We start from the raw sequence: 12,110 nt of genomic DNA on the forward strand, positions 1-12,110 counted from the left end.
CAGCACTTCCTTGACCATTTCCGGGTCGAGCGCCGAGGTCGGCTCGTCGAACAGCATGATCTTCGGCTTCATGCACAAGGCGCGGGCGATGGCGACGCGCTGCTGCTGGCCGCCGGAGAGCTGGCCGGGATATTTGTGCGCCTGCTCGGGGATCTTCACCTTGGTGAGGAAGTGCATCGCCAACTCGTCCGCTTCCCTCTTCGGCATCTTGCGGACCCAGATCGGCGCCAGCGTCAAATTCTCCAGAATGGTGAGGTGCGGGAACAGGTTGAAGTGCTGGAAGCACATGCCGACCTCGCGGCGGATCTCGTCGATGCGCTTGAGGTCGTTGGTCAGCTCGATGCCGTCGACGATGATGGTGCCCTGCTGGTGTTCCTCCAGCCGGTTGATGCAACGGATCATCGTCGACTTGCCCGAGCCCGATGGCCCGCAAATGACGATGCGCTCGCCGCGATGCACCTTCAGATTGATGTCCTTGAGCACATGGAAGTCGCCATACCATTTGTTGACGCCGACCAGTTCGATGGCAGGCCCCGCTGGCGCGGAGGCGGGAGCGACGGGCGCGAGGACGGCGGACGAGGCGAGGTTTGACATGGGGAAGCGTGTGCCTTTGCGGTTCGATCGGGGTTCTGGCGGCGGGCGCGAGGGCGCGCCCGGCACGGTCAGATCCGGATCCGTTTTTCCAGATGCCTGCCGCACAGCGAGATCGAGAAGCAGATGACGAAGTAGATGAACGCCACCGCGCCATAGGCGAGGAACGGCTCGAAGGTGGCGTTGGCGATGATCTGGCTGGCGCGGGTCAGTTCGACAAAGCCGACAATGGAGGCCAGCGAGGTGTTCTTGACGATCTGCACCATCAGCCCGACCGTCGGCGGCACCGACAGGCGCAGGGCCTGCGGCAGCACGATCAGCAGCATCTGCTGCCAGTGCTTGAGGCCGAGGCTGGAGGAGGCTTCCCACTGCCCCTTCGGCACGGCCAGGACGCAGCCATACCAGGTCTCGGTGAGATAGGCGCTGCTATAGACCGAGAGGCAGAGGCTGGCGGCGAATAGCGGCGTCGTCTGCACGCCCATCAGCGCCAGCCCGAAATAGACAAGGAAGAGCTGCATCAGCAGCGGCGTTCCCTGAAACAGCTGGACATAGAGGCGCACCGGGGTGCCGGCGACGCGCGGAAACGCAAAGCGCAGGCTCAGCAGCAGGAGGCTAACGGCAGCGCCCCCGGCAAACGCGATCAGCGAGAGATAGATCGTCCACGGCACGGCGGCGAGCAGGTTGCGGAAGACGTCCCAGGTCGTGAAATCGTTCATCGCTGACCCACCGTGGCAAATTCCCCGTAGACGAAGCGGCGGCCGACCCAGGTCAGCATTTCCCGGAACAGGACAGCGAGGCCGAGATAGATGACGGTGACGACGATATAGGCCTCGAAGTTCCGGAAGGTCCGGCTGGCGATCATGTTGGCTTCATAGGAAAGCTCCGCGACGGAGATCTGGCTGCACAGCGCCGAGGCCAGCAGGATGATCACCAGCTGGCTGGTCATGGCCGGCCAGACCCGCTGGAACGCCGGCGGAATAATGACCAGGAAGAACGCCTGCGCCGGCTTCAGGCCCAGGCTGCTGGCCGCCTCGAACTGGCCGGCAGGGGTCGCCTCAATGCCGGCGCGGATGATCTCGCAGGCATAGGCGGTGAGGTTGATCGTCAGGGCGACCAGCGCTGCCGTGATCGGATCCAGCCTCACGCCGAGGGCAGGCAGGCCGAAGAAGATGAAGAAGATCTGGCCGAGAAACGGCGTGTTGCGGAAGAACTCGACATAGCCGCGAATGAACCAGCGCACCGCTTTCGGTCCGCGCAGGCTGCCCCAGGCGCACAAGGTGCCGAGCGCGACGCCGAGAAAGGAGGAGACCAGCGTGAGCAGCACGGTCATGACCAGACCGTTCAGCAGGCTCGGCCAGCTGTGGAAGACATCGATGAACGAGGAGAGGTTCATTCGGCGGGCATCCGGGTCTGTGCGCCCGTCAGGGCGGCGTTCAGGAGGTCACGCACCGGAACCTCCGCATCCAGATCGTCGAGCGCCTGCAGCAGGCGCTGCGCCGCCGGCTTTCCGAGCGTCGGTTCCGCACAGCGCAGGAATTTCGCCCGCAGCTGCGCCGGGGGCAGCGGATTGACGGCGGTGCCCCGTGCGTGGGTCTGGTAGCCGGCGAAGGTGCGGCCATCCCGGAGGGAGAGTGCGACTGAGGCCCCTTCCGGCGCGTCCCGACGGCGCGTGGCGTCCCACATGGGACCGCTTACCATGCGCACGCGCGCCATCATCGCGCGCAGGGCGGGATCGGCGAGCACCTCGTCGCGCAGTTGCTCCACACCCGGCGCGCCAAAACACAGCGTCGCCGCAATCGCGAACTCCATGCTGAACTGCGCCTCGCGCGGGGTGGCCGGCGCAGCATAGGCCAGATTGGCGACGACAACCGGGGGGACATCGCACAGGACGCTCACCACCTCGTCCGCCGCAAGGCCTTCGCGCGCGATGATATCGGCCACCACGTCGACAGCGGCATGCGAGGACAGGCAGATCGGAAACTTCTTGATGTCGATGCCGGGCGTCTCCAGCCGCCATGACCGGCCGAGATCGGCGAAGGCGGCGCTGTCGAAGGCGCCATCGGTGTGGAGCGCGGCGAAGCCGTTGCGATGGGTGAAAGGCTCGTCCGGCCCGCTGGCGCCGCTGGCCGCCAGCAGCGCCGCTCTAAGCCCCGCCGCGCTGGCCTCGCCGGCCAGAAGCGCCTTGGCATCGGTGGCGAAGCAGCTCTTGCTGCCACCCGCGCCCGCCACGGCCAGCCCGATACAGGCGCGCATCTGCCGCGCATCGAGCCGCAGCAGGTGGCCGGCCGCGACGCCGGCGCCAATCGGGCCCAGCAGGCCGGTGGTCCACCATCCCTTGTCATAGAGGTCCTGGCCGGCGGCGGCACCGACCGCGTATTCGCATTCCGCGCCGATGGTGATCGCGGTCAGGAGTTCGGCCCCCGTGGCGCCGGTTTCCTGGGCGATGGCGATGGCGGCGGGGACGATGACGGCCGAGCCATGGACGAAGCCGGCATAGCAATTATCGTCGAAATCGAGCGCGTGGGCGGCGGTCGCGTTGCACGCGGCCGCGCCCATGGCCGCCAGCCGGGCCGGCGTGCCCCAGATTTCCGACCGGCCCGCCGCGACGTTCCGCGCCGCGAACTGGCGGGCCAGGCCCGCCACCGGCGTGCCGGCACCGGCGAGAGCGACGCCGACCGTATCGATCACGCACGCCTTGGCGACGTGGCGGATGCGATCGGGAATGTCGGCGGCGCGCACGGCTGAGCCCCACTCCGCCAGAAGCCGCGAGGGATTGCGGGGAGTGGGACTCATCGCCAACCGCCTGCACCAGGTGCCCTTCGCAACGGCTGTTACTCGGGCAGCTCGCCGGCGGGGGCACCGAGCCACTTCACCGACAGCCGGTCGATCTCGCCATTGGTCTTGGCCTCGCGGATGATGGCGTTGACCTTGTCCAGCAGCTTCTGCTGGCCCTTCACCACGCCGACATAGCAGGGGGAATTCGCCAGCACGATCTTCAGCTCCAGATCGAGATCGGGGTTGCGGCGCTTGATGGCGGCGGCGACGGGGGTGCCCGAGGCGAACATCTCCACCTGGCCGGACATGAACGCGGCGATGGTGCTGTTATTGTCCTCGAAGCGCTTTACCACCGCCTTCGGCGCGAGGTCCTCGAGTTCCTTGTCCTGCATCGAGCCGCGCGTGACCGAGATGGTCTTGTCGGAGAGGTCGGCATAGTCCTTGACCGGCGGCTCCTTCTTGCCGAACACGGCGTCGAAGAACGGCGAATAGGCGATGCTGAAGTCGATCACCTTGGCCCGCTCCTCGGTCTTTCCGAGCGAGGAGATGGTGAGGTCGGTCTTGCCCGACTGGAGATAGGCGACGCGGTTGGGCGCCGTCACCGGCACAAGCTCGACCTTCACGCCGAGCTTCTCGCCGATCAAATTGGCGACGTCGATGTCCATGCCGCGCGGCTGCATGTCGGCACCGACCGAGCCGAACGGGGGGTAGTCGGTCGGCACGGCGACGCGGATCGTCTTGCGGGCCATGATGTCGTCGAGCGCGTCGGCGACGGCCGGAACGGTGCCAAGCGTCGCCATGATGCCGATGGCGGCGGCGAACAGAATACGTGCGGTCATTGCCTACACCCTTGTTGCTGGAAGGTTGATGTTGTCGGACGGTTCCGCGGGGGCGCCGCGGAACCGTCATGGCAGGCCGGAGCCGCGTGTGAGCGGCACTCAGTCCGGAATAACGGCCGTCGCGTCCACTTCGACGAGATATTCGGTGCGGGCGAAGGCGGTGACGACGATGCCGGTCGAGACCGGGAAGACCCCCTTCAGCCAGCGGCCGACCACCCGATACACGTCCTCACGGTAGCGCGGATCGGAGATGTAGATGGTCAGCTTGCAGATGTGATCGAGCTGGCTGCCGCATTCCTTCAGCAGCATGTCGATGTTCTTCATGGCCTGCTCGGTCTGACCCGCGACATCACCGATGCACACGCATTCGGAGGTATCGAGATTCTGCCCGATCTGGCCACGCAGGTAGACGGTCGTTCCGCGAGCAATGACGGCCTGGCAGAGATCGTTGTCGATGCTCTGCTCGGGGTACGTCACCTTGGTATTGAACTTGCGGATTCGGGTGTGGGCCATCGTCGCATTCCTGATTGTGCTTGTGCGCGAGCTTCCGGAACAGCTTCGGAACCGAGCTCGTCAGGGAACTCTGCGCGGGTATTCTTATGAGCCCCGTGACCTTACGAACGACGTCACATAACGAAAAGCGATTTTTTTGCGACCTATGTTTCGTTTTTTGATATGTATCGCACATGATGAAGCTTGATTTCGACGAGCGCGATCTACGATCGCTGCGGGTGTTCTGCGCGGTGGCGGAGGCGGGCGGGTTTGCCGCGGCCGAGAAGAAACTCGCGATGTCGAAGCCCTCGATCAGCCGCCATGTACGCGAGGTGGAGGCGCGCCTCGGGGTCAGGCTGTGCGAGAGAGGGCGCAGCGGCTTCCGCCTGACGCCCGAGGGGGACGTGGCGCTCGACCTCGCCTCGGCCGCCTTCCAGGCGCTGGGGCGCATCCGCCCCGAGATCGACGCCGTGCACGGCATCTTGTCGGGGCGGCTGGCGATCGGGATCGGCGAGCACACGCTCACGCATCCCGCCTGCAAACTGCCCGAAGCCCTCACCGAGATGAGGCGGCTGGCCCCGGGGGTGGAGCCGCAAATTCTGGTGATGACCTTCAACGAACTGGCCCAGTCGTTAAATGAGGGCCGTGTCGACCTCGTCATCCGCGGCAAGTACACGGATGATCGCGACTTCTTTCATGTCCCGATCTATCGCGAGATCCACCGGGTCTACGTCGCCAACTTCGTCGACGCGTCAAAGATACCCAACCTGCCCCTGATCTATCGCCAGCACCCCTATGTGGAACATGCGATCCGGTCTGGGCGGTACCACCGCGGCCCGAACGCCGCCGGCCTCGATTCCGTCGCCGCCATGGTCGCGACCGGCTTCTACCAGGGCATGCTTCCCACCCATTACGGGGATCTGATCAAGACACGCTTCAACCTGAGTATCGAAGAGAGCAGCCCCGTCTACCAGCATGAGGGATGCGCGATCTTCTCGACCGCGCGCCCGATCAGCCAGCGCATCAAGGTGTTCCTGAACATATTGAAGCGCGTCCATTCCTATCGGTCCGAACGTTCGCCGGCCTGACGCCTCGCGCCCTTTCAGGCGGCGGGTGCATCGGCGGTGACGACAAGCTTGCGCTCCGCCAGACCGGAGAGAAACGCCAGCACGTCGCGCTGGATGTCATCGGGCGGGCCGTCATAGAGCTGCGCCAGCTCAGCGCAGAGCTGGCCGATCTCGACCGGCTGCTCCAGCCGGCTCCAGATCTCGGTGCCGGTCGCGTCGAGCTGGTAATAGGCGCCGTTCTCGACATTCATCATCACGATTTCGCCCTCCAGTTCGGCAGCCAGGCACTCCGGGGAACGGCAGATACGGGACTGAAGGGTCAGCATGCGGCGTCTACTCGGTGAACTACAGGGGCGCGGGGTGGGCGCGGGCGGGGCCGCGCACGGCCTGTTTCGCACAGCCGGCTTCCGAAGGCGAGCGGTGCGCGCTATAGGCCTGCGCGAGGCGTCGCCGCCTTGTCCTGACGCGCCACGCCTCCGTGCCGGGGCCGCGGGCCACTCGCCGGAGATGACGTTTTGCATCGCTACCGCCTGCATGGCCTGACGGTCGAATCGCCGCGCCCCTCCCCGCTGCTGATGCCCGAGCCGGAGGCGGGCCGGCCGGCCGATATCCGCATCCGGTTCGAGCCGTGGCCGGCGCCTGCCGGCGATCCGGTCCACACCGCGCACGCGCTCAGCGTCTACGCCGATGGCAGCGCGCTGTTCGAGCCGGCGCCCGGCCAGCGCTTCACGGCGGTGGGCGGGCACACGCTGTTTGCCGATCTTGCCGACGACCTGCCGGATTACGAACTGCACACATGGCTGTTCGGCCTGCCCATGGGCTGGCTGCTGCACCAGCGCGGGCTGGCGCCGCTGCATGCCTCGGTGGTGCGGGTCGGCGCGGTGGCAGTGGCGCTGGCCGGCCATAGCGGCGCGGGCAAGTCGACCCTGGCGCGGGCGATGATCGCGCGCGGCCACGGCCTGCTGACCGACGATTTGGCGGTGATCGATCCGCGCACGGGGATGGTGGCGCCGGGCGCGCCGGCGGTGCGGCTCTGGTCGGCCTCGACGCGCATCAGCGGGGACGCGACGCCGGACGAGCGGCGGATAAAGGCCGGCATCGACAAGTTCCATGTGCCGCTGCCGGCGGCCTTCCATGCCGAACCGGCGTCGCTGGCACTGGTGGTGACGATCGGCCTCGACCCCGACGTGAGGGATTTCAGCCTGGGCCGGCTGACGCCGCCGGAGGCCGCCGCCGTGCTGCAGCATTTTCTCTACCGGATCGAGGCGGCGCGCCGGATCGACAAGGGCCGCAGCGCCTTCGCCTGGTCGCTGGCGATGGCGCGCCTTGTGCCTGTCGTCACGCTTCGCCGCGCCGCCGACATCGCCGCCCTGCCGGAGATCTGCGCGGCGATCGAGCAACTGGCGGGTAAGGCGGCGCGGGAGCAGGCCTGAGCCGGCCGCCCGCAGACCCTTCCCGCAGCGTGCGGGCGGAGGGGGCCATCACCCAGGCGCGACCGCCGACACGGCGGCCCCAAACGCCCGCCGCGCGCGAGGCGCTCAGGAGACTAGCGAGCCGCCCTCATCCGAGCTGGCCGGCGCGATCTGGGTCCGGTCGCCGAGAGCAAGCGATCTGCATTCCGGTGCCCTCCAGGGCTGGCGCGCCGTGGTGCGGGTCGCGTTCATTGCGGCCGCCTGGGCCTCCTCGGAGTTGGAGGACAGCAACTCAGCGCATTCCATCATAGATCAACCATCTTCGCCGATTTCGTATTCTGGCGAATTTAGCTCAAGCGGCGCCCCGCGCCCAGCTGGTCTGAGCGCGACGCGATCAAATTTAAGCCGCCAAAGCGCCAGTCAGCTCAGTTCCGGCGGTCGGGTTCAGATTGGCCGATAGCCGCGTGCGCTGGAGAGAGCGACGCTGGCAACCGCTGGCGTTCTCGCAAGCCTGTTACGCCCGCCGCTGCCGGGTCAGCTTAAAATAGTACTGTCTGTCGTTCCGGGCCCGCCGGCCCGTGTGATCTCGTCCACCGAAACCGGGAGGACCAACGGCGCCTTCCAGCGCTTTCCTGCCGTGGGAAGGGGCTCGCTCATTCTGGCCGCCGGGGTCTGCTCGGCCTTAGGCGACGTCAGCTGATTGCGTTCCATTGTCGAAACTACCATGTTCGCCGGCTTCCTAATCCGACCAACATAGCTTACTCCACGGCATGCGCCTAGGGGCTTGCCCGCGAGGGGGCCGGCTTCGGCGCCGACCCTGCCGGTCCGCTCAGTTCCACGATACCGGGTCCAGAAGTGGCCGATAGGCGCGTGACGCTGGAGAGGTCGACGCCGGCGACCGCTGGCGCTCTACCAAGCCCGCTGCGCCGCCGCTGCCGGGTCAGCTTAAGATAGTACTGTCTGGCCCTCCGGGCGCGCCAGCCTGTGTGATCTCGTCCACCGAAACCGGGAAGACCGACGGCGCCGTCCAGGGCTGACGCGCTGTGGGAAGGGGCTCGCTCATTCTGGCAGCCTGGTTCTCCTCGGCCACCGAAGACGTCAACTCACTGCATTCCATTACCAGATATACCTTGCTGGCTGGCTTCCTGATTCAATAAGCCTAGCTCACTCTAAGGTAGGTGCCTAGCGGGTGATCTCGTCCACCGAATCCGGGAGCACCGACGCCGCCTTCCAGGACTTACTCGTGGGAAGGGGGCTCGTTCATTCCGGCCGCTTGGTTCTCCTCGGCCATCGAGGATGTCAACTCAGCGCGCTCCATCATAGATCGACCGTCTTCGCCGCTTTCCTAATCTGGCGAAAACAGCTCACCCCACCGCCCGCGCCAAGCCGGTGGGAGCGCGACGGGGTCGGATTTTGGCTCCCTCGGCGCCGGGGCCGGTTCAGCTCAAAAGGTGTCATGTGCTGATTGGATCAGGCCTCCAGCCGTCGCGTCAGCTGAGTCCACCAATGAGGTCATCGCTGCCTACGCCTCCCGATTGGGTAAGGTCGTCCACCCTGACCTGCAAAATCTCCGGCGTCCGCCAATGCTTGCGCAAAGCCGGGCGCCAGCCGCGCCGGCATTGTCGGTCATCGAAACGGCGGTCGCATCCTGGTCCGTCATCCTTCCCCTCGCCCTGATCCGCTCACATGTCGAGCGCGGCTCATGATATGGCAGGACGCCTTACCTGGATAGGCGAATGTCACCTGGGCGGGCCTATCCATTACCTCCCTCAACCATGCGGATGAAGCGCCCCACGGAGAGCCCGCGCAACAGGGCGAGGCGGTGGGAGATTTCGTGCTGCCGGGTCAGCATCCGCAGCTGGTCCGGCGGGGTGGCCGGGTCCGGCAGGGCCAGGGCGAGGGCGCGCAGGCGCGGCAGGTCGAGCGCGCGGGAGGCCAGCGGCGAGGATTCCAGCCGCGTGATCTCGGCCAGCAGGCCCTCGCGCGCCGCCACCACGCCCTCAAACCAGTCCGCCGCCTGATAGCCGCGCGTGCGCCGCGCCAGCTGCCCGGCCGGCATCAGCCCTTCCATGGCGTCGCGCAGCAGCGAGGAGACCCGGCCCTGATGGATGAAATGCTGCTCCGGCAGAGCGAGGCAGAAATCCACCAGCCGCCGGTCGGCCGTGGGGTCGCGCATATCCACCCCGTAGCGCGCCAGGCTCGCCTTCAGCACGGCGCCCTGGTCCACCCGGTTCAGCACGGCGATCCGCATCGCCTTGCCATCGGCCCAGGGGCGGTAGGTCACATCCCAGGCCCTCTCGCGGGCCATGGCGTCGAGATCGATGGCCTCGCGGAAATCAGCGGCCAGCGCGGTGTGGATGAAGGGGTCCGTCGACGAGAACGGAACCGCGCCCTGCCATTCCAGGATGAAGGGGGGCAGATAGGGGCCGAGCGCGGCCCGGAACGGTCCCTTGAAATTGGTGCCGTCGCGCCACATGCCGATGGTCACGCCGGCCAGAGCGAGCCAGCGCCCGCGCCGGAACAGCTGCGCCAGATGCGGCCGGCCGTCATAGGAAACGGTCATGTTGCCCATCGCGCCGGTGAGCATCACCCGGATGCGCCTGCGCGCCGCCTCCGCCTCGATCGCGTTGATCCAGACATTGTTGCACGGGTTCAGCACCGGCTGGTCCTGCGCCGGCAGGTGCTGCTCGACCCCTTGCAAGGGATCGACCGGGCCGGTGCGGATCACCCGATGGTCGATATTGGGAAAGCGCGCCGCAAGCGTGGCGGCGACGGGGGATTCGTCGGTCAGCCGGCCCTGATAGGCGGCGAAGGTGAAGCCCTCGCGCGGGGCGGCGGTGAAGGCGGTCAGGCGCTTGTCCTGCCGGGCGAGCTCGTCGGCGGCGAGGGCGGTGACGGAGCCGCTGTCGAAGCCGGCGCTGAGATGGCTGCCGATCCCCATGCCGGCGGGCACGCGCAGCCGGTCACGGACCGCCCGGGAATAGAGCCGCCGCAGCTCGCCGACCTGCTCGCGGTAATCGCCCGCCGGCAGCGAGGCCAGCTCCTCCGGCCGCCAGTAGCGGTGTAGCTGCCGCGTCTCCCCGCTGACGGTGAGGGTGTGGCCGGGCGGCACGCGGGAGAGGTCGCGGTAGAAGCTGCGGGTGCTGTGCGCCGGCAGCAGCGCCAGATAGGCGCCGATCTCTGCCTCGTCGAGCGTGTCCGACACATCGGGAACGGCGAACAGCCCCTTCGGCATCGAGGCGAAGGCGAAGAAGCCCGGGCCATGGGCGAAGTAGAGCGGCCGGCTGCCGAGAAAATCGCGTGCCAGCAGCAGGCGCCCGGCCTGCCGGTCCCACAGAGCAAAGGCGAAATCGCCCGCCAGCCGGTCGACGCAGCCCTCGCCCCAGCGCTGATAGGCGGCCAGGATCAGCCCGGCATCGCCCACCCGGTCCGGCCCGTCGGCGGGCAGGCCGAGGGCGTCGGCCAGCTCAGGGCCATTGTCGATGCGGGCATCGGCCACCAGCCAGAGCGCCCCGCCGGCGGCGGCCAGCGGCTGGCGGTCGAAGCTGTCCTCGGCGGTGACGCGCATCTGCTGCCAGACAAGCGCGAGGCCGTGCGCGCGCTCTTCCTGCAGCCCGCTGCGGTCGGGACCATAAGCGGCCAGCGTGGCCCCCATCCGCTCCGCCACCGGGCGCACGCCGCCCGCGCCATCGAAACGCCAAAGCCCGGCAATCGCCGTCATCTCGGTTATGTCTCCTGCTTCGGCCCGCGCCGGTCGCCTCGACCCGTACCAGCCTCCCTTGCCGGCGCAAAGGGGCAAACCGAGCGGTAGCGCGCCGCCTCCGACCGACCGGTCGCCGGACGGCCCACCGACCCGAAGCCCGCCCGGACGGCAGCGGCGAATCGGCGGGAAGAGAGACAAGCGCGCCCCGGGGGCTTGTGCGGAAAGCAGGCCTCGGCTATGGAGCCTGCGCTTCACGGCGCGGATGACCCCCGCGCCATGTGTGTGGAGAGGTGCCGGAGTGGTCGATCGGGACGGTCTCGAAAACCGTTGTGCGTGCAAGCGTACCGTGGGTTCGAATCCCACCCTCTCCGCCATTCCGATTACTCTCTATGGCCTGATAGCGCCGCTGATCACCGCACGCCACCGTGCGGTATAGCGAACCGCCGTTTACACGCTATTGTTCGACACTCGCGTCGCGAGAGCGCCAGTGCGGCAGATTTCGCCCCCCAAACCGGCCATTCGTCCTCGTTGCAGCGAGCCCCTGCCTCCGCCGCCAAGGAGTTGTCCCGCCGCCTTGCCTCACGCCTTCTTCGCCGGCGCCGTCCTAAGTTCATCGAGATAGTCCGCCCACACCTGCATCATGCGCACGCGCTCGTCCCAATATTCGGCGGCGTGGGTGTAGGCGCGGCGGATGGCGTTGGCGTCTTGATGCGCTAATTGAGCATCAACGCAGTCGAACGAGGTGATGGGAGCGGCGAAGTAGGCACCTCGGCAAAGACGCACAGCGAGCAAGCGGCCAGTGCCCTGCGGCGAACGGCTCAACGGCTCAGCAGCGGTGCACGCCGACATGCTCCCCACCGAACTGCACCTCACGCATGCCACGGGCACCGACCGCACGGTTGCTGCATAGCATGAGCCATGAGCCGTGAGCCGAAAGGCAACGTCCGCGAGCTTACCTCCGGCATTCTGGTTCGCGCTCTTGGACGCACGGCTCATCGCCGCGTGTCCGCCACTAGCTATTTGGCCGCTCGGATGGGTTGGGGGAAAGGGCCGATCGTTGCGGCCCGTCGGCCGGGCAGCTTAACGTGCCGTCGCTGCCACTTCTTGCCGCAAAGCAAAGGGCTTCAAAGGCTCTCATTAATGACCCGCGGCGCTGGCGACTTCAGAAGCGTTGCATTCAGTCGGAAGGAATGGGCGCCCCATGCGCGTTGGACGGTTCACAGCCCTGCTG

11 protein-coding genes and 1 tRNA gene are annotated in these 12,110 nt (G+C 67.2%); 3 read left to right on the plus strand and 9 right to left on the minus strand.

Annotated elements, in window-relative coordinates:
* The 6 genes from BLO63_RS20690 to BLO63_RS20715 all read right to left on the minus strand — a co-directional run.
* Positions 1-594, minus strand: a 594-nt coding sequence (locus tag BLO63_RS20690; protein WP_091444731.1) for an amino acid ABC transporter ATP-binding protein, incomplete at its 3' end; no start/stop codon positions are given.
* A gap of 68 nt (positions 595-662) precedes the next feature.
* Positions 663-1,307, minus strand: a complete 645-nt coding sequence (locus tag BLO63_RS20695; RefSeq protein WP_091444734.1) for an amino acid ABC transporter permease — start codon at positions 1,305-1,307, stop codon at positions 663-665.
* Positions 1,304-1,984: an amino acid ABC transporter permease gene (locus BLO63_RS20700; RefSeq protein WP_091444737.1), complete on the minus strand. Its 681-nt coding sequence runs from the start codon at positions 1,982-1,984 to the stop codon at positions 1,304-1,306. The genes BLO63_RS20695 and BLO63_RS20700 overlap by 4 nt, the downstream gene beginning before the upstream one ends.
* Positions 1,981-3,384 (minus strand): MmgE/PrpD family protein, encoded by a 1,404-nt coding sequence (locus BLO63_RS20705; RefSeq protein WP_205409377.1) that lies wholly within the window; start codon positions 3,382-3,384, stop codon positions 1,981-1,983. The genes BLO63_RS20700 and BLO63_RS20705 overlap by 4 nt, the downstream gene beginning before the upstream one ends.
* A gap of 38 nt (positions 3,385-3,422) precedes the next feature.
* Positions 3,423-4,205 (minus strand): transporter substrate-binding domain-containing protein, encoded by a 783-nt coding sequence (locus BLO63_RS20710; protein ID WP_091444739.1) that lies wholly within the window; start codon positions 4,203-4,205, stop codon positions 3,423-3,425.
* Positions 4,206-4,304: 99 nt separating this feature from the next.
* Positions 4,305-4,718, minus strand: a complete 414-nt coding sequence (locus BLO63_RS20715) for a RidA family protein (RefSeq protein ID WP_091444741.1) — start codon at positions 4,716-4,718, stop codon at positions 4,305-4,307.
* Positions 4,719-4,891: 173 nt separating this feature from the next.
* On the opposite strand from BLO63_RS20715, the gene BLO63_RS20720 reads away from it, so the two are divergent.
* Complete coding sequence (locus tag BLO63_RS20720) at positions 4,892-5,785, plus strand: LysR family transcriptional regulator (protein ID WP_091444743.1); 894 nt, start codon at positions 4,892-4,894, stop codon at positions 5,783-5,785.
* A gap of 14 nt (positions 5,786-5,799) precedes the next feature.
* On the opposite strand, the gene BLO63_RS20725 is transcribed toward BLO63_RS20720, so the two are convergent.
* Positions 5,800-6,090: a PqqD family peptide modification chaperone gene (locus tag BLO63_RS20725; protein WP_091444746.1), complete on the minus strand. Its 291-nt coding sequence runs from the start codon at positions 6,088-6,090 to the stop codon at positions 5,800-5,802.
* 189 nt (positions 6,091-6,279) lie between these two features.
* Between BLO63_RS20725 and BLO63_RS20730 the strand changes: the two genes are divergently transcribed.
* Positions 6,280-7,197 carry a hypothetical protein gene (locus tag BLO63_RS20730; protein WP_091444748.1) on the plus strand — a complete coding sequence of 306 codons (918 nt, stop codon included), beginning with the start codon at positions 6,280-6,282 and terminating at the stop codon, positions 7,195-7,197.
* Positions 7,198-8,929: 1,732 nt separating this feature from the next.
* Here the strand turns inward: BLO63_RS20730 and BLO63_RS20740 are convergent.
* A complete protein-coding gene (locus BLO63_RS20740) occupies positions 8,930-10,897 on the minus strand; it encodes an asparagine synthetase B family protein (RefSeq protein ID WP_091444752.1) in 1,968 nt (655 codons plus the stop codon).
* A gap of 266 nt (positions 10,898-11,163) precedes the next feature.
* Here BLO63_RS20740 and BLO63_RS20745 point away from each other — a divergent pair.
* A tRNA-Ser gene (locus BLO63_RS20745) sits at positions 11,164-11,253 on the plus strand.
* 205 nt (positions 11,254-11,458) lie between these two features.
* On the opposite strand, the gene BLO63_RS21505 is transcribed toward BLO63_RS20745, so the two are convergent.
* A complete protein-coding gene (locus BLO63_RS21505) occupies positions 11,459-11,728 on the minus strand; it encodes a hypothetical protein (protein ID WP_091438971.1) in 270 nt (89 codons plus the stop codon).
* Positions 11,729-12,110 lie beyond the last annotated feature (382 nt).

The organism is Ancylobacter rudongensis (assembly GCF_900100155.1).
Taxonomy (GTDB): domain Bacteria; phylum Pseudomonadota; class Alphaproteobacteria; order Rhizobiales; family Xanthobacteraceae; genus Ancylobacter; species Ancylobacter rudongensis.